This is a genomic window from Citrobacter gillenii (genome assembly GCF_013337685.1).
Classification (GTDB): Bacteria; Pseudomonadota; Gammaproteobacteria; order Enterobacterales; family Enterobacteriaceae; genus Citrobacter; species Citrobacter gillenii.
The window spans coordinates 65763-89636 of record NZ_SUQN01000007.1; the positions used below are offsets into that span (position 1 = coordinate 65763).

16 protein-coding genes are annotated in these 23874 nt (G+C 54.9%); 9 read left to right on the forward strand and 7 right to left on the reverse strand.

The genetic code is table 11. The annotated features are described in order from the left end of the window. The first annotated feature begins 63 nt into the window (after positions 1-63). From FCH32_RS17100 to feoC, 4 genes are all read left to right on the forward strand, one after another. Positions 64-2400 (forward strand): Tex family protein, encoded by a 2337-nt coding sequence (locus FCH32_RS17100; RefSeq protein ID WP_174361247.1) that lies wholly within the window; start codon positions 64-66, stop codon positions 2398-2400. Positions 2401-2830: 430 nt separating this feature from the next. Further along, positions 2831-3058, forward strand: a complete 228-nt coding sequence (feoA, locus tag FCH32_RS17105; RefSeq protein WP_115257296.1) for a ferrous iron transporter A — start codon at positions 2831-2833, stop codon at positions 3056-3058. An 18-nt stretch (positions 3059-3076) separates the two neighbouring features. Next, positions 3077-5395, forward strand: a complete 2319-nt coding sequence (feoB, locus tag FCH32_RS17110) for a Fe(2+) transporter permease subunit FeoB (RefSeq protein WP_115257295.1) — start codon at positions 3077-3079, stop codon at positions 5393-5395. Between the two features lie 10 nt (positions 5396-5405). Then, positions 5406-5642 (forward strand): [Fe-S]-dependent transcriptional repressor FeoC, encoded by a 237-nt coding sequence (gene feoC, locus FCH32_RS17115; protein ID WP_096759504.1) that lies wholly within the window; start codon positions 5406-5408, stop codon positions 5640-5642. Positions 5643-5718: 76 nt separating this feature from the next. Here feoC and bioH read toward each other — a convergent pair whose 3' ends face one another. Beyond that, the gene (bioH, locus tag FCH32_RS17120; protein ID WP_135911285.1) at positions 5719-6489 is read right to left on the reverse strand and encodes a pimeloyl-ACP methyl ester esterase BioH; all 771 of its coding nucleotides are present in this window, start codon (positions 6487-6489) and stop codon (positions 5719-5721) included. A 37-nt stretch (positions 6490-6526) separates the two neighbouring features. On the opposite strand from bioH, the gene gntX reads away from it, so the two are divergent. From gntX to gntT, 3 genes are all read left to right on the forward strand, one after another. Then, complete coding sequence (gene gntX / locus FCH32_RS17125; protein ID WP_174361248.1) at positions 6527-7210, forward strand: DNA utilization protein GntX; 684 nt, start codon at positions 6527-6529, stop codon at positions 7208-7210. 58 nt (positions 7211-7268) lie between these two features. Next, positions 7269-7844, forward strand: coding sequence for a Fe-S biogenesis protein NfuA (gene nfuA, locus FCH32_RS17130; RefSeq protein ID WP_096759262.1), 576 nt, complete (start codon positions 7269-7271; stop codon positions 7842-7844). Between the two features lie 378 nt (positions 7845-8222). Further along, positions 8223-9539: a gluconate transporter gene (gene gntT / locus FCH32_RS17135; protein ID WP_045448464.1), complete on the forward strand. Its 1317-nt coding sequence runs from the start codon at positions 8223-8225 to the stop codon at positions 9537-9539. 32 nt (positions 9540-9571) lie between these two features. Here gntT and malQ read toward each other — a convergent pair whose 3' ends face one another. Together malQ and malP are read right to left on the reverse strand one after the other, a co-directional pair. Further along, entirely contained in the window at positions 9572-11659 is a 2088-nt protein-coding gene (malQ, locus tag FCH32_RS17140; protein WP_096759260.1) for a 4-alpha-glucanotransferase, read from the reverse strand. A gap of 12 nt (positions 11660-11671) precedes the next feature. After that, positions 11672-14065 carry a maltodextrin phosphorylase gene (gene malP, locus FCH32_RS17145; protein WP_174361249.1) on the reverse strand — a complete coding sequence of 798 codons (2394 nt, stop codon included), beginning with the start codon at positions 14063-14065 and terminating at the stop codon, positions 11672-11674. Between the two features lie 630 nt (positions 14066-14695). On the opposite strand from malP, the gene malT reads away from it, so the two are divergent. Next, entirely contained in the window at positions 14696-17401 is a 2706-nt protein-coding gene (malT, locus tag FCH32_RS17150; RefSeq protein ID WP_174361250.1) for an HTH-type transcriptional regulator MalT, read from the forward strand. A gap of 41 nt (positions 17402-17442) precedes the next feature. On the opposite strand, the gene FCH32_RS17155 is transcribed toward malT, so the two are convergent. The 3 genes from FCH32_RS17155 to glpE form a co-directional block, all read right to left on the reverse strand. Further along, entirely contained in the window at positions 17443-18201 is a 759-nt protein-coding gene (locus FCH32_RS17155; RefSeq protein WP_096759257.1) for a DeoR/GlpR family transcriptional regulator, read from the reverse strand. A gap of 74 nt (positions 18202-18275) precedes the next feature. After that, a complete protein-coding gene (gene glpG / locus FCH32_RS17160) occupies positions 18276-19106 on the reverse strand; it encodes a rhomboid family intramembrane serine protease GlpG (RefSeq protein WP_137362557.1) in 831 nt (276 codons plus the stop codon). A gap of 103 nt (positions 19107-19209) precedes the next feature. Beyond that, positions 19210-19536, reverse strand: coding sequence for a thiosulfate sulfurtransferase GlpE (glpE, locus tag FCH32_RS17165; protein WP_096759255.1), 327 nt, complete (start codon positions 19534-19536; stop codon positions 19210-19212). Between the two features lie 191 nt (positions 19537-19727). Here glpE and glpD point away from each other — a divergent pair, with 191 nt between their 5' ends. After that, positions 19728-21236 (forward strand): glycerol-3-phosphate dehydrogenase, encoded by a 1509-nt coding sequence (gene glpD, locus FCH32_RS17170; protein ID WP_096759254.1) that lies wholly within the window; start codon positions 19728-19730, stop codon positions 21234-21236. Positions 21237-21418: 182 nt separating this feature from the next. Here the strand turns inward: glpD and glgP are convergent, their stop codons facing one another. Continuing rightward, a complete protein-coding gene (glgP, locus tag FCH32_RS17175) occupies positions 21419-23866 on the reverse strand; it encodes a glycogen phosphorylase (protein ID WP_115257289.1) in 2448 nt (815 codons plus the stop codon). Positions 23867-23874: the final 8 nt, after the last annotated feature.

The following is a 23874-nucleotide window of genomic DNA, read 5'->3' on the forward strand; positions in this document are numbered from 1 at the left end:
GCATTTTTGCCAGTCAATCCGTATAACTATCCCCTGATTTTTATCCTAAAGACGAAGCTATCCATGATGAATGATTCTTTCTGCCGCATTATCGCAGGTGAAATTCAGGCTCGTGCTGAACAGGTAGAAGCTGCCGTTCGCCTGCTTGATGAAGGGAACACCGTGCCGTTTATCGCACGTTATCGTAAGGAAATCACCGGCGGTCTGGATGACACGCAGCTGCGTAATCTGGAGACCCGTCTGGGATATCTGCGGGAACTGGAAGACCGCCGTCAGGCGATCCTCAAATCTATCGGCGAGCAAGGCAAACTGACCGACGATCTGGCGAAAGCGATCAACGGCACGTTAAGTAAGACCGAACTCGAAGACCTCTACCTGCCGTACAAACCTAAACGCCGCACCCGTGGGCAAATCGCCATTGAAGCGGGTCTTGAGCCGCTGGCCGACCTGCTGTGGAACGATCCCTCTCACGACCCAGAAACCGAAGCAGCCAAATACCTCAATGCCGAAAACGGCGTGGCGGATACCAAAGCGGCTCTCGACGGCGCGCGCTACATTCTGATGGAGCGTTTTGCCGAAGACGCCGCGCTGCTGGCAAAAGTCCGTGATTACCTGTGGAAGAACGCCCATCTGGTTTCCATCGTAGTGAGCGGGAAAGAAGACGAAGGCGCCAAATTCCGCGACTACTTCGATCACCACGAACCTATTTCCACCGTTCCTTCTCACCGAGCACTGGCGATGTTCCGCGGGCGTAACGAAGGCGTGCTGCAGCTTTCTCTGAATGCTGACCCGCAGTTCGATGAGCCGCCAAAAGAGAGCCACGGCGAGCAGATTATCCGCGATCATCTGGGTCTGCGCCTGAACAACGCGCCGGCGGACAGCTGGCGTAAAGGCGTTGTCAGCTGGACATGGCGCATCAAAGTGCTGATGCACCTCGAAACCGAACTGATGGGCACCGTGCGCGAACGTGCGGAAGATGAGGCCATTAACGTCTTTGCCCGCAACCTGCACGACCTGCTGATGGCCGCTCCGGCCGGGTTGCGTGCCACTATGGGTCTCGATCCTGGTCTGCGTACCGGTGTGAAGGTCGCGGTTGTTGACGGGACCGGCAAGCTGGTGGCGACCGACACCATTTATCCCCATACCGGACAGGCAGCCAAAGCCGCCGTTGCGGTGGCCGCGCTGTGCGAAAAATACAACGTTGAGCTGGTGGCGATTGGCAACGGTACCGCATCGCGTGAGACCGAACGCTTCTTCCTCGACGTGCAGAAACAGTTCCCGAAAGTGACCGCACAAAAAGTGATCGTCAGCGAAGCCGGGGCCTCGGTGTACTCTGCTTCTGAACTGGCGGCGCTGGAGTTCCCGGATCTCGACGTTTCCCTGCGCGGTGCGGTGTCTATTGCCCGCCGTCTGCAGGATCCGCTGGCCGAGCTGGTGAAAATCGACCCGAAATCGATCGGTGTCGGCCAGTACCAGCACGACGTTAGCCAGACCCAGCTTGCCCGTAAATTGGATGCGGTAGTCGAGGACTGCGTAAACGCCGTCGGCGTTGATCTGAATACCGCCTCCGTGCCGCTGTTGACTCGCGTAGCCGGTTTAACCCGCATGATGGCGCAGAACATTGTTGCTTGGCGTGATGAGAACGGTCAGTTCCAGAACCGTCAACAGTTGCTAAAAGTCAGCCGTCTGGGGCCTAAAGCCTTTGAGCAGTGCGCGGGCTTCCTGCGCATTAACCACGGCGATAACCCGCTGGATGCCTCAACCGTTCACCCGGAAGCCTATCCGATAGTGGAACGCATTCTGGCCGCCACCGAGCAGTCGCTGCGCGACCTGATGGGCAACAGCACCGAATTGCGTAACCTGAAAGCAACCGACTTTACCGACGAGCGCTTCGGGGTGCCGACCGTAACCGACATCATCAAAGAGCTGGAAAAACCGGGTCGTGACCCGCGTCCTGAGTTCAAAACCGCACAGTTTGCTGACGGCGTAGAAACCATGAACGATCTGCTGCCGGGCATGATTCTGGAAGGCGCAGTCACCAACGTCACCAACTTTGGTGCGTTTGTCGATATCGGCGTTCATCAGGACGGTCTGGTGCATATCTCCTCGTTATCGAACAAATTCGTTGAAGACCCGCACACCGTGGTAAAAGCCGGCGACATTGTGAAGGTGAAAGTGCTGGAGGTTGATCTACCGCGTAAGCGTATCGCCCTGACCATGCGTCTGGACGAACAGCCGGGTGAAACCAATGCCCGTCGCGGCGGCGGTGGCAACAACGAGCGCACACAGGTTAACCGCCCGGCGCCTAAAGCCGCAAAACCCCGTGGTCGTGAGGCGCAGTCAGCCGGTAACAGTGCGATGATGGATGCACTGGCGGCGGCAATGGGTAAAAAGCGCTAGTGTGACGCGTGTGCCGGATGGCAGTGTAAACACCTTAGCCGGCCAACTTGTCGTAATTAACTTGTAGGCCGGATAAGACGCGCGAGCGTTGCCATCCGGCCTATTTAATATATTTATCGCTTTCCGTCACAATATATTTATCTCTTTATTAACAGCTGAAACCTTAATTAAACATTAATAAATTCCAATAGTTTCTCCCTCGAATCATTCGTGTCAGACCTGAATAAATGTTGAGCCATATCAAAATTGACTCAAATTATTCGCCAATCCAACATTCCGTCACATTTATTCTATTGATGATAGAAACCATTCTCATTATCATTGTTTTGTTGATTATTTACTCTTTCCTTCGTTGGCTAATCATCTGGTCTCATGCCGCCTTTCGCCCCATGAGGTAATCATCCAGTTAGCGAGATATAAGTAGGTCCCTATGCAATTCACTCCAGACACTGCTTGGAAAATTACCGGTTTCTCTCGTGATATCAGCCCGGCGTACCGGCAGAAGCTCTTGTCGCTCGGCATGCTGCCAGGCTCATCGTTCAATGTGGTTCGCGTCGCCCCATTAGGCGATCCTATCCATATTGAAACACGCCGAGTCAGCCTGGTGTTGCGGAAAAAAGATCTGGCGTTATTAGAAGTGGAAGCGGTTTCCTGTTAATACAGTGAGTCTATAAAAATGAAAAAACTAACCATTGGTTTAATTGGTAATCCTAATTCCGGCAAGACAACATTATTCAATCAGCTTACCGGCGCGCGTCAGCGTGTGGGTAACTGGGCTGGCGTTACCGTTGAGCGCAAAGAAGGTCATTTCTCGACAACTGACCATCAGGTTACGCTGGTGGATTTACCCGGCACCTATTCTTTGACGACCATCTCATCGCAGACCTCCCTCGATGAGCAAATTGCCTGTCACTATATCTTAAGCGGCGATGCTGACCTGCTGATCAACGTGGTTGATGCCTCAAACCTCGAGCGTAACCTCTACCTGACGCTGCAACTGCTTGAACTGGGGATCCCCTGCATCGTCGCGCTGAACATGCTGGACATTGCTGAGAAGCAGCAAATCCGGATTGATATCGATGCCCTTTCCGCCCGTCTGGGCTGCCCGGTGGTGCCGCTGGTCTCAACCCGTGGTCGCGGGATTGAAGCACTGAAGCTGGCTATCGATCGCTACAAAGAAAACGACACCGTCGAGCTGGTACATTATGCCCAACCGCTGCTGCGTGAAGCCGAGTCTCTGGCTGACGCGATGGCCAAAGAGATGCCGCAGCAACAACGTCGCTGGCTCGGTCTGCAGATGCTGGAAGGCGATATCTACAGCCGTGCCTACGCGGGTGATGCGGCACAAAATCTGGATGCCGCGCTGACTCGCCTGAGTGAAACAATGGACGATCCGGCGCTGCATATTGCTGATGCACGTTACCAGTGCATTGCCGCCATCTGCGATACCGTCAGCAACACCCTGACCGCAGAGCCAAGCCGCTTCACCACCGCGGTCGATAAGGTCGTACTTAATCGCTTCCTCGGCCTGCCAGTATTTCTGTTCGTAATGTACCTGATGTTCCTGCTCGCCATTAACATCGGTGGCGCGCTGCAGCCGCTGTTTGACGTCGGTTCCGTGGCACTCTTTATCCATGGTATTCAGTGGATTGGCTACACCCTGCACTTCCCGGACTGGTTAACCATCTTCCTGGCGCAGGGTCTTGGCGGCGGGATTAACACCGTGCTACCGCTGGTGCCGCAAATCGGCATGATGTACCTGTTCCTCTCATTCCTCGAAGACTCCGGCTATATGGCGCGTGCTGCGTTTGTGATGGATCGTTTGATGCAGGCTCTGGGATTACCGGGTAAATCGTTTGTCCCGCTAATTGTCGGCTTCGGCTGTAACGTCCCTTCCGTGATGGGCGCACGCACGCTGGATGCACCGCGTGAACGTCTGATGACCATCATGATGGCGCCGTTTATGTCCTGCGGTGCGCGTCTGGCGATTTTCGCCGTGTTTGCTGCGGCGTTCTTTGGCCAGAACGGCGCGCTGGCCGTCTTCTCATTGTACGTACTGGGTATCGTCATGGCGGTACTGACCGGCCTGATGCTCAAGCACACCATTATGCGTGGCGAAGCCACACCGTTCGTGATGGAGCTGCCGGTTTACCATGTACCGCACGTTAAAAGCCTGGTCATTCAGACCTGGCAGCGGCTGAAAGGCTTTGTCCTGCGCGCCGGTAAAGTCATCATCATCGTCAGTATTTTCCTCAGCGCGTTTAACAGTTTCTCCCTGAGCGGAAAAATCGTCGATAACATCAACGACTCGGCGCTGGCGTCCGTCAGTCGCGTAATCACCCCTATCTTCAAACCGATTGGCGTACACGAAGATAACTGGCAGGCCACCGTGGGTCTGTTCACCGGAGCCATGGCAAAAGAAGTGGTTGTCGGTACGCTGAATACGCTCTATACCGCAGAAAATATTCAGGAAGAAGAGTTCAACCCAGCCGAGTTCAACCTCGGTGACGAGTTAGCAGGTGCGCTGGGTGAAACCTGGCAAAGTCTGAAAGATACCTTCAGCCTGAGCGTGCTGGCTAACCCTATCGAAGCCAGCAAAGGCGACGGTGAGATGGCAACCGGCGCAATGGGCGTGATGGGTGCGAAGTTCGGCAGCGCCGCCGCCGCGTACAGTTACCTGATTTTCGTGCTGCTGTATGTCCCGTGCATTTCGGTAATGGGCGCTATTGCTCGTGAATCCAGCCGTGGCTGGATGGGCTTCTCCATTCTGTGGGGACTGAACATCGCCTACTCTCTGTCGACGCTGTTTTACCAGACGGTCAGCTACAAAGAGCATCCGACCTACAGTCTGGTGTGCATTTTAACCGTCATTCTGTTTAACATCGTGCTGCTGGGAATGCTGCGCCGCGCACGCAGTCGGGTAGATATCGAACTGCTGGCGACCAATAAGACGCCAGGTTCCTGCTGTGCCAGCACCACCGGCGATTGCCACTAGGCGGTGAATGATGGCATCGCTTATTCAGGTACGTGATTTACTGGCTCTGCGGGGGCGTATGGAGGCAACACAAATCAGCCATACGCTGCACACCCCGCAGCCGATGATTGACGCCATGCTGAATCAGTTAGAACAGATGGGTAAAGCCGTGCGTATTCAGGAAGATGCCGACGGGTGTCTTTCTGGAAGCTGCAAGAGTTGCCCTGAAGGGAAAGCCTGTCTGCGCGAGTGGTGGGCATTGCGCTAACCTGTTGCAATAGGCCGGATGGCGCTACGCTTATCCGGCCTACGAATAGCCCCCAATCCCCGAGCGGGATACGGCGCTAGATCTGCTGCTTCAACGCCACCAGCGCGGCACAGAACTCAGCAGGATGCGAAATAAACGGCGCATGTGCCGCTTTGGCAAATATCAACGACTCACTCTTCGGCCACAGAGCATCCAGCATCGGCACGACTTTACGCGGCACCAGACCATCGAGATAGCCGTACAAACGCAGGAATGGCATGTCCAGGGCGCAGAGCGGCTCACGCAGATCGACCGTTTTCAGGATCTCCAGCCCACCATTCAGCACCGCCACATCCGGCATCGGTAACGCCAGCACCGTTTTCTTCAGCGCTCGCGCATCCTGGCGCGCCGTCTCCGTCCCCATCGTTTGCAGTGCCAGGAAACGCTCCACCGTCCGCTGGAAGTCTTCGCTAAGCTGCTGCTGGAAGCCCGCCAGCACTTCGGGCTTAATGCCAGGCCACTCATCGCGTGCGCTAAAGCATGGCGAAGAGGCGACGGTAACCAGCGCCTGCGCGCGCTCAGGATGGGTCAACGCCACCTGACTCGCCACCAATCCGCCCAGACTCCAGCCCAGCCAGATGGCTTTCTCCGGAGCCTGTTGCAAAACGCACTCCGCCATTTCTTCCAGCGGCATCGCACCAAAACCCTGACTGCGCCCAAATCCCGGTAAATCAACCAGGTGCAGCGTAAAATGCGAGCTTAATTCCTCACTTATGCAATGCCAGACTTCCGCATTCAGTCCCCATCCGTGCAGCAGCACAAGATGGCAATTTCCCGAACCCCGGGTCTGCCACCAGATGTCATTCATCAGTTACTGTTCTCTTTTGACCAACAAGGATGAACCTATGCTAACAGTACCAGGATTGTGCTGGCTATGCCGAATGCCGTTAATGCTCGGGCACTGGGGAATGTGTTCCGTTTGCACGCGTGCGACGTGTCAACATGTCTGCCTGTGCCCACAGTGCGGGCTGCCCGCCGCCCACCCCGATATTCCCTGCGGACGCTGCCTGCAAAAGCCGCCGCCGTGGCAGCGACTGATCGCGGTCAGTGACTACGTGCCGCCGCTGAGCGGGCTTATCCACCAGCTGAAGTTTTCCCGGCGTAGTGACATCGCCCCCGCACTGTCGCGCTTGATGTTGCTGGAGGTATTGCAGGCTCGCCGTACCCGTGGCCTTCCTCTGCCGGATCGGCTGATTAGCGTTCCACTCTGGCAACGCCGCCATTGGCGCAGGGGATTTAATCAAAGTGACTTACTGTGTCGCTCACTGGCACGCTGGCTGGGCTGCGACTGGGACGGTCAGGCCATCACACGAACTCGCTCCACCGCCACACAGCACCATCTCAGCGCCCGATTACGCAAACGCAACCTGAAAAATGCGTTTCGCCTTGAATTGCCGGTGCAGGGACTCCATATGGTTGTTGTGGATGATGTCGTCACTACCGGAAGTACCGTCGCGGAGATCGCGCAGCTGCTTTTACGCAACGGCGCGGCGACTGTCCAGGTATGGTGCCTGTGTCGAACCTTGTAGAGCCTCGATGATGGGCGTATTATAACCAAGTAAAATAGTCAACTATTAGGCCATTACTATGATCCATATTTCCGATGCTGCACAAGCGCACTTTGCCAAACTGTTGGCAAATCAGGAAGAAGGGACACAAATTCGCGTATTTGTGATTAATCCCGGCACGCCTAACGCTGAATGCGGCGTTTCTTATTGCCCGCCGGACGCCGTGGAAGCAACCGACACCGCCATTAAATTTGACCTGCTGACCGCTTACGTTGATGAACTGAGCGCACCGTACCTGGAAGAGGCAGAAATTGATTTTGTTACCGACCAGTTAGGCTCCCAGCTGACCCTGAAAGCACCTAATGCGAAAATGCGTAAAGTGTCTGATGACGCACCGCTGATGGAACGCGTGGAGTACATGCTGCAGTCACAGATTAACCCACAGCTGGCTGGCCACGGTGGCCGTGTCTCCTTGATGGAAATCACCGACGAAGGCTACGCAATTCTGCAATTCGGTGGTGGCTGTAACGGCTGTTCAATGGTCGATGTCACACTGAAAGAAGGCATCGAGAAGCAGCTGCTGGCTGAATTCCCGGAGCTGAAAGGCGTTCGCGATTTGACCGAACACCAGCGCGGCGAGCACTCTTACTACTAGCTCCCGAACCTGTAGAGTATCCGTAGGCCCGATAAGACGCATCAGCGTCGTCATCGGGCATTGATGCCGGATGGCAGCGTAAACGCGTTATCCGGCCTACACCCCTGCATTTATCCGCATATGTTCTGCAACAATCCCCCTATAATTTGACCTGCCTCTCATAATTTAAATTTTGCCTGCCCAGGTGATTTTCAATCACCACATGTTACCCGTATCATTATCGCACGCACCTGGAACACTCATAACAGCCAGCTAAACTACGTAGTTTTGAAGGCAATCAGCATTGGTGCCGTAATAACTCTGTTCCCGGTCGGGACAATCAGAATTTGTCATCTAAACACTGACGTTACCCATAACAAAGTAAAGGCCAGGTAAATCATGCCATTAGTCATCGTTGCTATCGGTGTAATCTTGTTACTCCTCCTGATGATCCGTTTCAAAATGAACGGCTTCATCGCTCTCGTCCTGGTGGCGCTTGCTGTCGGATTGATGCAAGGGATGCCACTGGATAAAGTCATCGGTTCAATTAAAGCCGGCGTCGGCGGAACCCTTGGTAGCCTCGCCCTGATTATGGGTTTTGGCGCCATGTTGGGCAAAATGCTGGCAGACTGCGGCGGTGCGCAACGTATTGCCACCACGCTGATTGCTAAATTCGGCAAAAAGCACATCCAGTGGGCCGTGGTATTAACCGGCTTCACCGTGGGCTTTGCGCTGTTCTACGAAGTGGGCTTCGTGCTGATGCTGCCGCTGGTATTCACCATCGCTGCCGCCGCGAACATCCCGCTGCTGTATGTCGGTGTGCCAATGGCCGCTGCGCTGTCTGTGACCCACGGCTTCTTGCCGCCACACCCGGGCCCGACCGCAATTGCCACCATTTTCCACGCCGATATGGGTAAAACCCTGCTGTTTGGTACGATTCTGGCGATCCCGACCGTTATTCTGGCGGGTCCGGTGTATGCGCGTTTCCTGAAGGGCATTGATAAGCCAATCCCGGAAGGTCTGTACAGTGCAAAAACCTTCACTGAAGAAGAAATGCCAGGCTTTGGCGTCAGCGTCTGGACCTCTCTGGTTCCGGTCGTGCTGATGGCGATGCGTGCTATCGCGGAGATGATCCTGCCGAAAGGCCATGCCTTCCTGCCGGTTGCAGAGTTCCTCGGTGACCCGGTTATGGCAACGCTGATTGCCGTTCTGATTGCGATGTTCACCTTTGGTCTGAACCGTGGACGTTCGATGGATCAGATTAACGACACGCTGGTGTCCTCCATCAAGATCATCGCAATGATGCTGCTGATTATCGGCGGTGGCGGTGCGTTCAAACAGGTACTGGTGGATAGCGGCGTCGACAAATACATCGCCTCTATGATGCATGAAACCAACGTCTCTCCGCTGCTGATGGCATGGTCAATTGCCGCTGTACTGCGTATCGCACTGGGTTCTGCTACCGTGGCAGCCATCACCGCAGGTGGGATTGTGGCACCGCTGATTGCAACGACCGGCGTGAGCCCTGAGCTGATGGTTATTGCAGTAGGCTCCGGCTCCGTCATCTTCTCCCACGTGAACGATCCGGGCTTCTGGCTGTTCAAGGAATACTTCAACCTGACCATCGGCGAGACCATCAAGTCATGGTCAATGCTGGAAACCATTATTTCGGTATGCGGTCTGGTAGGATGCCTGCTGCTAAATATGGCTATCTGATGTAAAAAAGCCGGGATTTTCCCGGCTTTTTTTTACTTCTTCTTCGCGGCAGCTTTTCGCCGTTTGTCCAAATCCTTAATCAGCTTGTTCACCCCACCATCGGCAAACATCGCCTCAAGCGTCGTCGTCAGCTTACGCCGCCAATTTTTGTACTGGTCGCTGGTCCCCGGAATATTGACCGGCTCCGCCATATCCAGCCAGTCCTCCGGCTGCAGGCCCAGTAGGGCGCTGTTGCTGTCGGCGATATAGCGCTGCATACCCCGGTTGAGGATCGGCGTCATCGACATCAACGACGCCTTGTGTCCGGCGCGTTTTGGCAGACAGCCGTATTTGTGCAGCGCATCCAACAGGCCCTGCTTCGCCAGTTCACGGTCCTGATACAACCCGCGCAGCACAACTTCATCCGGGTACAGCCCCAGCGTTTTACCGAGCGTCAGATCACCGCTGTCCCAATAGCCTTTAAGCGTAGGAAGGTCATGCGTCGCCGCGACTGCCATTGATTGTTCCGGGTACGCCTGCGGCGCGCGGAAGTTCTTCTCATGGTCATTCTCAAAATAGAGCACTTTGTAGGAATACACGCCGCTGTCACGCAGCTTGCTGACAATTTCTACCGGTACAGTACCCAGGTCTTCACCAATCACCATACAGTGATGACGTTGACTTTCCAGCGCCAGAATAGAAAGCAGGTCGTCGACCGGGTAATGCACGTAGGCGCCATGATCGGCGGTTTCGCCGTAGGGGATCCACCACAAACGCAGCATCGACATTACATGGTCAATACGCAGCGCCCCGCAGTTCTGCATATTGGCACGCAGCAGCTCGATAAACGGCTCGTAGGCGCGCGCGGTGATGATATGCGGATCCATCGGCGGCAGGCCCCAGTTCTGACCGAGCGGACCAAGAATATCCGGCGGTGCACCAACGGACGCTTTCAGGCAGTACAGCTCACGGTCACACCAGGTTTCCGCCCCACCTTCTGCTACGCCGACCGCCAGATCGCGGTACAACCCGATAGGCATTGCAAAGCCCTGACTGGTTTCCCAACAGGCAGCAAACTGGGTATACGCCAGCCACTGTAGCCAGAGGTAGAAATCCACTTCATCGCGGTGCTCTGCGCAGAACTGTTTCACCGCCGGTGAGTCCACCGTCCGGAAGTCTTCCGGCCACGCAGGCCAACCCCAGCGCGATTCATCTTCTTTCGCCTGATATGCATGCAGCGCGTCGAACGCCGCCTGCCAGTAAAGACTTTCACCTTCCTGAGCCACAAAACGACGGAATGCCGCCATCTGCTCATCATCACGCACGGAGAACCCTTTCCATGCCAGACGTAGCGCGGTCATCTTCAGCGTGGTCACTGTGGTGTAATCCACCCACTCGGCATCGCGGGCCTGTTGCAGAGCTTGCTGCGTGGCTGGCTTCTGCCACCAGCTCTGCGCCGCTTTGCTCAGACGGAAGTCCTCTACCGCATTCACATCAATGTAGATCACGTTCAGCCAACGGCGCGAAGACGGGCTATACGGGCTGGCGCTCTCCGGGTTCGCCGGATACAGCGCGTGGATCGGGTTGAGGCCAATAAACGCCCCGCCGCGTTTAGCCACTTCCGGCAGCATCGCCTTCAGATCGCCAAAATCACCAATCCCCCAATTGTTCTCTGAACGCAGGGTATAAAGCTGGACGCAGGCACCCCACAGCTTTTGCCCGGCCAGCAGCGCCTGCGGCTCATAGCAACGTTTTGGCGCGACGATGATGCGGCAATGGCTGCGTGCTTCGTCCTGAGTCAGGGTGAGCGTGTGATACCCCTCCGGCAACTTCGCCGGAAGGTGAAAAGATTTACCGCCAGTGACATGCCCTTTGTGCTGCACACCGTCTTCGGTGGTCAGCAACCAGCTAAATTCACCACTCCCTTCAACCGCCAGCGGCATTTTTTTGCCGACGGTATACACCATCACGTTTGGCACCGGAGTCACCGCCACTTTCGTGGCGGCGGTAGTACGATGCATGGCGTCAAGCAAACGCCGTTTGGTATCGGCGCCAATAGACTGCGGTTTACCGTGGGCATTAATGTAATTGGGGCTGATCCCCGCCGCCAGCGCGGCATTATCCAGACGTTTGCCTTCCATCGCGGTTCCTTATTAGCGTTTTGCCTGCCAGATACGAGCCTGATAATCGCGGATGGAGCGATCCGAGCTGAACATGCCACAGCGTGCGGTATTCAGGATCGCCGCCCGGGTCCAGGCCTCCTGGTCACGGTACAACACATCAACCTGCTTCTGGGCTTCAACGTAGGCGGCGAAGTCGGCCATCACCAGATACGGGTCACCGCCCTGCTTACCGATGCTGTGCAACATCTGATCAAAGGCGTGTTTATCACCGTTGCTGTATTTGCCGCTTTCCAGCTCTTTCAGTACCGCATCCAGCACTTTGTCTTTCTTGCGCCATTTCACCGGGTCATAGCCTTTCGCCTTCAGCGCCTTCACATCTTCCACGGTGTGGCCAAAGATAAAGATGTTTTCATCACCCACTTTCTCGGCGATTTCGACGTTAGCCCCGTCCAGCGTGCCCACCGTTAACGCTCCGTTCAGCGCCAGCTTCATGTTGCCGGTACCAGACGCTTCTTTGCCCGCCGTCGAGATCTGCTCAGAGATATCCGCCGCCGGGATCAGCATTTCCGCCGCTGAGACACAGTAATCCGGCAGGAATACCACCTTCAACTTGTCGCCGACGTGCGGATCGTTATTAATGGTTTCCGCCACTTTGTTGATAGCAAAGATGATGTTCTTCGCCAGGTAGTAACCCGGTGCCGCTTTCGCGCCAAACAGGAATACGCGCGGGACGCGATCTGCCTGCGGGTTCTCACGAATTTCTTTGTACAACGCCAGAATATGCAGCAGATTCAGGTGTTGGCGTTTGTACTCATGCAGACGTTTGATCTGAATATCAAAGATGGCGTCGGTGGTTATCTCAATACCGGTACGCGCTTTAATAAACGCCACCAGGCGCTGTTTGTTCGCCAGCTTGATGTCGCGATACTGCTGACGAAACTTAGCATCGTCGGCGTATTTTTCCAGGTTGATCAACTGGTCAAGATCGTTGGCCCACTCTTTCTTCAGCGATTTATCCAACAACGCAGCAAGTGCCGGGTTGCACTGTTTAATCCAGCGGCGCGGCGTAATACCGTTAGTCACGTTATGGAATTTGTTCGGCCACAGCTGGTGATATTCCGGGAACAAGTCTTTCACGACCAGATCAGAGTGCAGCGCCGCTACGCCGTTAACAGCAAAGCCGCTAACCACGCACAGGTTCGCCATGCGTACCTGCTTGTTGTGCACGACTGCCAGCTTCGCCCACACCGCATCGTCGCCAGGCCAGGTTTTATCCACCAACGTCTTAAAGCGGTCGTTAATCTCTTTGATGATTTGCATATGGCGCGGCAGCAGCGCTTTTATCAGTTTCTCATCCCAGCACTCCAGCGCTTCCGGCATCAGCGTATGGTTGGTATACGCGAACGTTTTGCTGGTAATCGCCCACGCGTCTTCCCAGCTCATCTGATGCTCGTCAATCAGCACGCGCAGCAGCTCAGGAATAGCGATGGTCGGGTGGGTGTCGTTCAGCTGAATGACTTCGAAATCAGCCAGTTGATGCAGCTTACGCCCTGCCAGGTGATGGCGGCGCAGAATATCGGCTACCGAACAAGCACACTGGAAGTACTGCTGCATCAGGCGCAGCTTCTTGCCCGCCGTGTGGTTATCGTTCGGGTAGAGCACTTTAGTCAGTTTTTCAGCGTCGATACCTTGCTGCTCTGCACGCAGGAAATCGCCGTCGTTGAATTTGGTCAGGTTAAACGGATGCGCGTGGCTGGCCTGCCACAGACGCAGCGGTTGCGCCACGCCGTTACGATAACCGAGCACCGGCAGATCCCAGGCCTGGCCGGTGATGATAAACCCGGGCGTCCAGTGACCTTCTTTGCTGACTTTGCCGCCAATACCGACCTGCACATCCAGCGCCTCGTTATGACGGAACCACGGATAGCTTCCGCGATGCCAGTCGTCCGGCGCTTCCATCTGTTGGCCATCAGCAAACGACTGACGGAACAGGCCGTACTGGTAATTCAGGCCGTAGCCCGTCGCGGATTGCCCCACCGTTGCCATTGAGTCGAGGAAGCAGGCCGCCAGGCGTCCCAGCCCACCGTTACCCAGCGCCGGGTCGGTTTCTTCTTCCAGCAGGTCGGTCAGATTGATGTCGTGCGCTTTCAGCTCATCGCTCACTCCCTGATACCAGCCCAGGTTTAGCAGGTTGTTGCCCGTCAGGCGACCGATCAAAAACTCCATCGAAATGTAGTTAACATGGCGCTGGTTTTTAGCGGGTTTCACCGCAGGCTGGGCGCTGAGCAATTCAGCCAACGCCCCACTCACGGCCTGCCACCACTGACGTGACGTCATTTCGTGAGCCGACAGTAAACCAAAGCGCTGCCACTGACGAGTCAGGGCCGCTTGAAAGAGATCTTTGTTGAAGGTTGGCTGTGACATAGGGGTTCCAGATCCTTAGGTAATAAACAACGTTATCGCTAGTTTGCCAGGCTCAATGTTGACCTTCCTCATCCTGGTGAGGATTAGGGAGGGAGGAGGTGCGGGGATGAGCATAAAAATGTGATCGCCGCCACTTAAAGGAGAGGGTATTGCCCGTCGTTACGCAGAATACCCACATAAAATACCTGCCAATGCGACAGGTTTTTCGCATTAACCAAACGGGACTCAGCAGACAATATCAAATAGCGGGATACGGTTGAGAAAAAATATGTAAACAGAGAAACAGTTTCTAACCTGAAATACATATAGTGATTAAGATATTTCACACGAAAGTTTTAAGTCGATCGCGAATACCCATGACAACACTCCGGACAATACACGAGTCATAAAAAACGAGTGGGTATTTTCGCGACCATCAGAATAACGCCAAACCCAGTCGCCACGGCCTTTGTGGCCCCTAAGAGCAATTATTGCAATAGATGTATAGAATTGTGACATAGTGCAAATTCAGACACACAAAAAACCCGCTTAGCTTGCATAAAATGACTTTCTGGCCGACCTTATAGCTATTAATTACGAAGCGCAAAAAAAATCATTTTCCCCATTTTCACACAGTGAAGTGACTAACATATGTTGATTCCGTCTAAATTAAGTCGTCCGGTTCGTCTCGACCATACGGTGGTTCGTGAGCGCCTGTTGGCTAAACTTTCCGGCGCGAACAATTTCAGGCTCGCCCTGGTAACAAGTCCTGCTGGTTATGGAAAAACGACGCTGGTTTCACAGTGGGCGGCGGGGAAAAATGAACTGGGCTGGTTCTCACTGGATGAGGGTGATAACCAGCAGGAACGCTTTGCCAGCTATTTGATTGCCGCTATTCAACAGGCGACCGGTGGACACTGTACGACCAGTGAAGCCATGGTACAAAAACGCCAGTACGCCAGCCTGACCTCACTGTTTGCTCAGCTCTTCATTGAACTGGCAGAATGGCATCGTCCGCTGTACCTGGTGGTGGATGATTATCACTTAATCTCTAATCCGGCCATCCACGAAGCCATGCGTTTTTTCCTGCGCCACCAACCTGAGAATCTCACGCTGGTGGTGCTGTCACGTAACCTACCGCAGCTGGGTATTGCCAACCTGCGGGTGCGCGATCAGCTATTGGAAATCGGCAGCCAACAGCTGGCCTTCAACCATCAGGAAGCGAAACAGTTCTTCGATCGACGTTTATCCTCCCCCATTGAAGCGGCGGAAAGCAGCCGCATGTGCGATGACGTCGCCGGGTGGGCTACCGCATTACAGCTGATCGCCCTTTCCGCACGCCAGAACAATCATTCCGCGCACCAGTCGGCACGACGCCTGGCCGGGATCAATGCCAGCCATTTATCAGATTATCTGGTCGATGAAGTGCTGGACAGCGTGGATCTCAGTACCCGCCACTTCCTGTTGAAAAGCGCCATATTACGCTCCATGAACGATGCGCTGATTGTGCGGGTGACCGGGGAAGAGAACGGCCAAATGCGACTGGAAGAGATTGAGCGTCAGGGACTATTCCTGCAGCGGATGGACGACATCGGCGAATGGTTTAGCTATCACCCGCTGTTTGGTAACTTCTTACGCCAGCGCTGTCAGTGGGAACTGGCGGCCGAACTCCCCGAGATCCATCGCGCCGCTGCAGAAAGCTGGATGGAGCAAGGTTTCCCCAGCGAAGCCATTCACCATGCGCTGGCGGCAGGCGACGCCCATATGCTGCGCGATATCCTGCTCAATCATGCGTGGGGGTTGTTTAACCACAGCGAGCTGGCGCTGCTGGAAGAGTCATTAAAAGCGCTGCCGTGGGAAAGCCTGCTGGAAAATCCACGTCTGGTGCTGCTACAGGCCTGGCTGATGCAGAGCCAGCACCGCTACAGTGAAGTGAACACCCTTCTGGCGCGCGCTGAGCAGGAAATGAAAGGTGATATGGAGCCAACGCTGCATGCCGAATTTAATGCACTGCGTGCTCAGGTAGCGATTAACGACGGTAATCCTGACGAAGCTGAGCGTCTGGCAAAACTGGCGCTGGATGAGTTACCGATCGCCTGGTTCTACAGCCGTATCGTCGCCACCTCGGTGCACGGCGAAGTCCTGCACTGTAAGGGCGACCTGACGCGCTCGCTGTCATTAATGCAGCAAACAGAGCAAATGGCGCGTCATCATGACGTCTGGCATTACGCGTTGTGGAGTTTGATCCAACAAAGCGAAATTTTATTCGCCCAGGGCTTTTTGCAAGCCGCCTGGGAAACCCAGGAAAAAGCCTTCCAACTGGTGAAAGAGCAACATCTGGAACAGCTGCCTATGCATGAATTCCTGGTACGCATCCGCGCGCAGCTCCTGTGGGCCTGGGCGCGGCTGGACGAATCCGAAGCGTCTGCCCGCAGCGGCATTGAACTGCTTTCCACCTTTCAGCCGCAGCAGCAGCTACAGTGTCTGGCACTGCTGGTACAGTGTTCGCTGGCGCGAGGCGATCTGGACAATGCCCGCAGCTTGCTCAACCGTCTGGAAAACCTGCTGGGCAACGGACATTATCACAGCGACTGGATCTCCAATGCCGATAAGGTCCGCGTGATTTACTGGCAAATGGTCGGTGACAAAAATTCGGCCGCCAACTGGCTGCGTCATACGCCAAAACCGGAGTTTGCCAACAACCACTTCCTGCAAAGTCAGTGGCGTAACATAGCCCGCGCGCAGATCCTGCTCGGTGAATTTGAACCGGCAGAAATTGTGCTGGAAGAACTCAATGAAAATGCGCGCAACCTGCGCCTGATGAGCGATCTCAACCGCAACCTGTTGTTGCTGAATCAGCTGTACTGGCAGGCTGGACGCAAAAATGATGCACAGCGCGTGTTACTTGATGCACTGCAGTTGGCGAATCGTACCGGGTTTATCAGCCATTTTGTGATTGAAGGCGAAGCGATGGCGCAGCAGTTACGCCAGCTAATCCAGCTTAATACGTTACCGGAACTCGATCAGCATCGCGCCCAGCGCATTCTGCGTGAGATAAACCAACATCACCGCCACAAATTCGCCCACTTTGATGAAGGGTTCGTGGAGCGTCTGCTGACCCATCCCGAAGTCCCGGAGCTTATCCGCACCAGTCCGCTGACCCAGCGCGAATGGCAGGTGTTAGGACTGATTTATTCCGGCTACAGCAACGAGCAAATCGCCGGTGAGCTGGCCGTTGCCGCGACGACCATCAAAACGCACATCCGCAATTTGTACCAAAAACTCGGCGTGGCTCACCGCCAGGACGCGGTACAGCATGCGCAAAAACTGTTGAAGATGATGGGGTACGGGGTGTAATTAGCCCGGAGGCGTTAACGCTTACCGGGCCTGTCGCTGGCTTAGCACAACTCCAGCTGAATATGGTGGTCGGCAATCACCTGCATCACGCCCGCAGGCGGCAGGGTGTCGGTATACACGGCGTCCACCATGCTGATGCTGCCCATATTCACCATTGCATTTCGACCAAACTTCGAATGATCCACCACCAGCATTACATGCCGTGAATTCTCAATAATGGCGCGTTTGGTGCGGACTTCGTGGTAATCAAATTCCAGCAATGAACCATCGCTGTCGATACCGCTGATCCCCAAAATACCGAAATCCAGACGAAATTGTGAAATAAAGTCGAGGGTGGCTTCGCCCATAATGCCGCCATCGCGGCTACGCAGTTCGCCCCCGGCCAGAATAATGCGGAAATCCTCTTTCACCATCAGCGTATTGGCCACGTTGAGGTTGTTGGTCACAATACGCAAGTTGCTATGGTTCAGCAGCGCGTGAGCGACGGCTTCCGGCGTGGTACCAATGTCAATAAACAGCGTGGAGCCGTTCGGGATCTGCGTGGCGACCTTACGGGCAATGCGCTCTTTTTCTGCCGTCTGCGTGGCCTTACGATCATGCCAGGGGGTATTCACCGAGCTGGATGGCAACGCCGCGCCGCCGTGGTGGCGCAAAATCATGTTCTGATCGGCCAGGTCGTTAAGGTCCCGGCGAATCGTTTGTGGGCTGACGGAGAAATGCTCCACCAACTCCTCAGTGCTGACGTATCCCTGTTTTTTTACCAGTTCAATGATCGCGTCATGTCGTTGTGTTTGTTTCATTATTGTTCCCTGGAATTTTGCCGGATGGCGCTAACGCTTATCCGGCCTACAGTTTGCTATCACAACACTCTCATTCAAGTTCGTTTTCGCACATTGAGCGTGTCTGCCAATGCCATAGCCAGACCAACGGCCAGGCCAGCCATATGTGCGCCGTTCGCCATCGACATACCAAACAGATCGAACCAACCGGCAACAATCCAAATCAAGGCAAAGAGAATCAAACCACGCTGCAGGAAAATACCGCTTTGCGGATCGCGTTCGCCGCGTAGCCACACATAGCCCATCAACGCATACACCACGCCAGACAACCCACCAAACCACGGGCCGCTGAATTTCTGCTGCACATAGCCGCTCAGCAGGGCGCTGATAACGGTAATAACGATCAGTTTTCCGCTGCCCAACCGCTTTTCTACCGCCCCGCCGAGATACCACCACCACAGCAGGTTGAAGAGGATGTGCATCAGCGAGAAGTGCATAAAAGCGTGGGTGAAATAACGCCAGAATTCAAATTTCAGCGAGGGATCGAACGGCCACGCTAACCACAGCATCACCGTTTGATCGCCCACCACATTCATGGCGATAAACACCAGCACACACGCGGCCATCACCACCCAGGTGACCGGGCCGGCGCGTTCGCGCAGCGTGGCAAGAAACGGAAAACGTTGATAGTGCAGGCCACTGTCGGTTTGGCCGGACTGCCAGCTGGCCGCCAGGTAACGCGGGTCGCCTGGGTTTTCCAGAAAACGCGCCAGCTCAGCACGCACGCGTTCAGCCTGGGACTCATCCGCCAGCCAGACATCCGTTTGACTATGTTGCTGAATCGTCAGGATAACGCCCTGTGTCGCCATATAATCAACAAAGGCCTGCGCCACGCGGGGGTTAGCAAAAGAGGTAATCATCAACATCGTTGCTGTCGCTTCATCCACACAAAAGAGGACAGTATATCGACACTACCCGTTTCAGGCTGCATCTTTGTTATATCCGCCATACTTCACTGTAGCGTCGGGCTTACGCACCAAACGTCACTTCCGCAGGAAAATGTCGATGCCAGGCATCGAATCCACCGTCGATGCTGTACACCGCATCGTACCCCTGCTGAAGCAGATATTGTGCCGCACCTTTACTGCTGTTGCCGTGGTAACACATCACCAGCACAACGGTATCAAAATCATGGTCACGCATAAAGGAACCCAGCGTGTCGTTAGTCAGGTGAAACGCCTGTGGCGCATGGCCCATGGCATAGCTTTGCGGATCGCGGATATCCACCAGCACTGCCGTTCCGTGCAGCAGCTTCTGATGGGCTTCTTCGACATTGATACATTCAAACTGATCCATGATGTTCTCTTATTATTTCTGTGCAGGTAACCAATATTACCTGGCAGTGTACGTCGCCTGCACAGGTAAACGCCATAATGTTATATGTATCACTGTAAATTGTTTATCCGATGTTACCAATGGCGCGATTCTTTGCTATTATGCTCGATAACGAACATTAATGAGCTATAACGAAAGTGCGAGAGGCCAGCATGGAAACCAAAGATCTGATTGTGATAGGTGGAGGCATCAACGGTGCCGGTATCGCGGCAGATGCCGCTGGACGCGGTTTATCCGTGCTGATGCTGGAAGCGCAGGATTTAGCCTGTGCAACCTCCTCCGCCAGCTCCAAACTCATCCACGGTGGCCTGCGCTACCTGGAACACTACGAATTTCGTCTGGTCAGCGAAGCGCTAGCTGAACGTGAAGTCCTGTTGAAGATGGCACCGCATATCGCCTTCCCGATGCGCTTTCGTCTGCCCCATCGCCCACACCTGCGTCCGGCCTGGATGATCCGTATTGGTCTGTTTATGTACGATCATCTGGGCAAACGCACCAGTTTACCGAGTTCCACTGGTTTGCGTTTTGGCGCAGATTCTGTGATGAAACCCGAGATTGTGCGCGGTTTCGAATATTCTGACTGTTGGGTAGACGATGCGCGACTGGTTTTGGCAAATGCCCAAATGGTTGTGCGTAAAGGCGGGGAAGTATTAACCCGTACTCGCGCCACCTCCGCTCGTCGTGAAAACGGTCTGTGGATTGTCGAAGCGGAAGATATCGATACCGGCAAGAAACACACCTGGCAGGCTCGCGGCCTGGTTAACGCCACCGGTCCGTGGGTGAAAGAGTTCTTCGACGACGGTATGCACCTGCCTTCACCTTACGGTATCCGCCTGATTAAAGGCAGCCACATTGTGGTGCCGCGCGTACACACCCAGAAACAGGCTTACATCCTGCAAAACGAAGATAAACGTATTGTGTTTGTCATTCCGTGGATGGATGAGTTCTCAATTATCGGCACCACCGACGTCGAATACAAAGGCGATCCTAAAGCAGTGAAAATTGACGACAGCGAAATCAATTATCTGCTGCAGGTCTACAACGCACACTTTAAGAAACAGCTGGGCCGCGAGGATATCGTCTGGACCTACTCGGGCGTACGCCCGCTGTGCGATGACGAGTCCGACTCGCCGCAGGCTATTACCCGCGATTATACGCTGGATATCCACGACGAAAACGGCAAAGCGCCGCTGCTGTCAGTCTTCGGCGGCAAGTTAACCACCTACCGTAAGCTGGCCGAGCACGCGATGGAAAAACTGTCGTCGTACTATCAGGGCATCGGTCCGGCATGGACCAAAGAGTGCATCCTGCCTGGCGGTGACATCGGCGGCGATCGCGAAGATTACGCGGCAAAACTGCGCCGTCGCTATCCGTTCCTGACCGAATCACTGGCGCGCCACTATTCGCGCACCTACGGCAGCAACACCGAGTGGATCATCGGCGAAGCGACCTCGCTTGCTGAGTTAGGCGAAGACTTCGGGCACGAGTTCTATGAGGCAGAGCTGAAGTATCTGGTCGATCACGAATGGGTACGCCGCGCCGACGATGCGCTGTGGCGCCGCACGAAAGAAGGCATGTGGCTGAACGCTGAGCAGCAGGCACGCATGACCCAGTGGCTGGCGGAGTATGTTGAAAAACACCAGCTGTCGCTGGCGTCCTGATAAAAATGCCGGATGGCGGCTGACGCCTTATCCGGCCTACAAGAGTGTATTAACGTAGGCCGGGCAAGCGAAGCGCCCCCGGCAACGAGCGCCCTGTAGGCCCGGTAAGCGTCAGCGCCACCGGGCATTTTGCCGGATGGCGGCTAACGCCTTATCCGGCCTACAGGTAGCCCTATCTCTTGTTACAACCGTACTGAATCAATATGCCAGATGTTCTCGGCGTACTCTTTGATGGTTCTGTCCGATGAGAAGTAGCCCATGTTGGCGATGTTAATCATTGCCTTGGTGGTCCACTGCTCCGGCTCGCGGTACAGTTCATCAACCTTGTCCTGACAATCGACATAGCTACGATAATCCGCCAGCACCTGATAGTGGTCACCGAAGTTGATCAGCGAATCCACCAGGTCGCGATAGCGTCCCGGTTCTTCAGGACTGAAGACCCCGCTGCCAATTTGCGTCAGCACCTGATGCAGTTCCTCATCTTTCTCGTAATACTCGCGCGGCTTGTAACCTTTGCTACGCAAGGCCTCCACCTCTTCTGCAGTATTCCCGAAGATAAAGATATTCTCCGCACCCACATGCTCCAGCATCTCGACGTTGGCTCCGTCCAGCGTACCGATGGTCAACGCACCGTTCAGCGCAAATTTCATGTTACTGGTCCCGGAGGCTTCGGTCCCGGCCAGTGAAATCTGCTCAGACAGGTCGGCGGCAGGAATGATCACCTGCGCCAGACTGACGCTGTAGTTCGGGATGAACACCACCTTCAGCTTGTCGCCAATCTGCGGATCGTTGTTGATCACTTTTGCCACATCGTTGATCAGATGGATGATGTGCTTCGCCATGTAATAGGCCGACGCGGCCTTACCGGCGAAGATATTCACGCGCGGCACCCACTCGGCGTCAGGATCGGCCTTGATGCGGTTGTAGCGGGTGATCACATGCAGCACGTTCATCAGCTGGCGTTTGTACTCATGAATACGCTTGATCTGCACATCAAACAGCGATTTCGGGTTCACCACCACGTTAAGCTGCTGGGCGATAAGCGTCGCCAGACGCTTTTTATTCTCCAGCTTCGCGCGGCGTATGGCCTGGTTCACCAGAGGGTAATCACAATGCTGTTCCAGCTCGCTGAGTTGGCTGAGATCGGTTCGCCAGGTACGGCCAATGTTCTCGTCCAGCACCTCAGAAAGCGGCGGGTTGGCCAGCGCCAGCCAGCGGCGCGGCGTCACGCCGTTGGTGACGTTGCAAAAACGCGTCGGGAAGATTTTCGCAAAATCAGCAAACAGCGACTGCACCATCAGGTTGGAGTGCAGCTCAGACACGCCGTTTACTTTATGGCTGACCACCACCGCCAGCCACGCCATACGCACGCGGCGGCCGTTGGACTCATCAATGATCGAGGTACGTCCCAGCAGGCCGGTATCGTTCGGATACTGCTCCTGCAACGTCTTCAGGAAGTAGTCGTTAATCTCAAAGATGATTTGCAGATGGCGCGGCAGGATCTTGCCCAGCATATCCACCGGCCAGGTTTCCAGTGCTTCGCTCATCAGCGTGTGGTTGGTGTACGAGAACACCTGGCAGCAGACCTCAAACGCATCGTCCCAGCTAAACTTGTGCTCATCAATCAGCAGGCGCATCAGCTCAGGGATCGACAACACCGGGTGGGTATCGTTGAGGTGAATGGCGATTTTATCCGCCAGGTTGTCGTAGGTTTTGTGCAGCTGATAATGGCGGCTCAAAATATCCTGGATCGTCGAGGAGACCAGGAAGTACTCCTGGCGCAGACGCAGCTCGCGCCCGGAATAGGTGGAGTCATCCGGATACAGTACACGGGAGACGTTCTCAGAGTGGTTTTTATCTTCCACCGCCGCAAAGTAGTCGCCCTGGTTAAATTTACCGAGGTTGATTGCGCTACTGGCCTGAGCATTCCACAGGCGCAGCGTATTGGTCGCGTCAGTGTCGTAGCCCGGGATAATCTGGTCGTATGCCACCGCGAGGATCTCTTCGGTCTCGACCCAGCGCATCTTCTTGCCTTCCATCTGAACACGGCCACCAAAGCGCACTTTGTAGCGCGTATTGTGGCGTTTGAACTCCCACGGGTTACCGTATTCCAGCCAGTAGTCCGGCGACTCTTTCTGTCGGCCATCAACAATATTCTGCTTGAACATGCCGTAGTCGTAGCGAATACCGTAGCCGCGGCCCGGCAGGCCTAACGTCGCCAGCGAGTCGAGGAAGCAGGCTGCCAGACGCCCGAGGCCGCCGTTACCGAGGCCGGGGTCATTTTCTTCGTCGATTAGATCTTCGAGATCCAACCCCATGCCTTCCAGCGCATTTTTGACATCGTCATAAATTCCCAACGATAACAGTGCATTGGAAAGCGTGCGGCCAATCAGAAACTCCATTGACAGGTAATAGACCTGGCGAGTTTCCTGAGATAATTGCGCACGATTAGAACGCAGCCAGCGCTCCACGAGGCGATCGCGCACCGCGAACAACGTGGCGTTCAGCCACTCATGTTTGTTGGCAATAACCGGATCTTTGCCAATCGTGAACATCAGCTTGTAGGCGATAGAATGCTTAAGAGCCTCTACGCTGAGTGTGGGCGATGCATAACTAAATGGAGCATTCATATAGGTGA

Excerpts from the sequence above, each read along its gene's own strand:
- malQ (WP_096759260.1), bottom strand. The coding sequence starts at position 11,659 with ATGGAAGGCAAACGTCTGGATAATGCCGCGCTGGCGGCGGGGATCAGC.
- glpD (WP_096759254.1), top strand. The coding sequence starts at position 19,728 with ATGGAAACCAAAGATCTGATTGTGATAGGTGGAGGCATCAACGGTGCC.
- feoA (WP_115257296.1), top strand. The coding sequence starts at position 2,831 with ATGCAATTCACTCCAGACACTGCTTGGAAAATTACCGGTTTCTCTCGT.
- malT (WP_174361250.1), top strand. The coding sequence starts at position 14,696 with ATGTTGATTCCGTCTAAATTAAGTCGTCCGGTTCGTCTCGACCATACG.
- gntX (WP_174361248.1), top strand. The coding sequence starts at position 6,527 with ATGCTAACAGTACCAGGATTGTGCTGGCTATGCCGAATGCCGTTAATG.
- gntT (WP_045448464.1), top strand. The coding sequence starts at position 8,223 with ATGCCATTAGTCATCGTTGCTATCGGTGTAATCTTGTTACTCCTCCTG.
- feoB (WP_115257295.1), top strand. The coding sequence starts at position 3,077 with ATGAAAAAACTAACCATTGGTTTAATTGGTAATCCTAATTCCGGCAAG.
- bioH (WP_135911285.1), bottom strand. The coding sequence starts at position 6,489 with ATGAATGACATCTGGTGGCAGACCCGGGGTTCGGGAAATTGCCATCTT.
- FCH32_RS17155 (WP_096759257.1), bottom strand. The coding sequence starts at position 18,201 with ATGAAACAAACACAACGACATGACGCGATCATTGAACTGGTAAAAAAA.
- feoC (WP_096759504.1), top strand. The coding sequence starts at position 5,406 with ATGGCATCGCTTATTCAGGTACGTGATTTACTGGCTCTGCGGGGGCGT.
- malP (WP_174361249.1), bottom strand. The coding sequence starts at position 14,065 with ATGTCACAGCCAACCTTCAACAAAGATCTCTTTCAAGCGGCCCTGACT.
- nfuA (WP_096759262.1), top strand. The coding sequence starts at position 7,269 with ATGATCCATATTTCCGATGCTGCACAAGCGCACTTTGCCAAACTGTTG.
- glpE (WP_096759255.1), bottom strand. The coding sequence starts at position 19,536 with ATGGATCAGTTTGAATGTATCAATGTCGAAGAAGCCCATCAGAAGCTG.
- glgP (WP_115257289.1), bottom strand. The coding sequence starts at position 23,866 with ATGAATGCTCCATTTAGTTATGCATCGCCCACACTCAGCGTAGAGGCT.
- glpG (WP_137362557.1), bottom strand. The coding sequence starts at position 19,106 with ATGTTGATGATTACCTCTTTTGCTAACCCCCGCGTGGCGCAGGCCTTT.
- FCH32_RS17100 (WP_174361247.1), top strand. The coding sequence starts at position 64 with ATGATGAATGATTCTTTCTGCCGCATTATCGCAGGTGAAATTCAGGCT.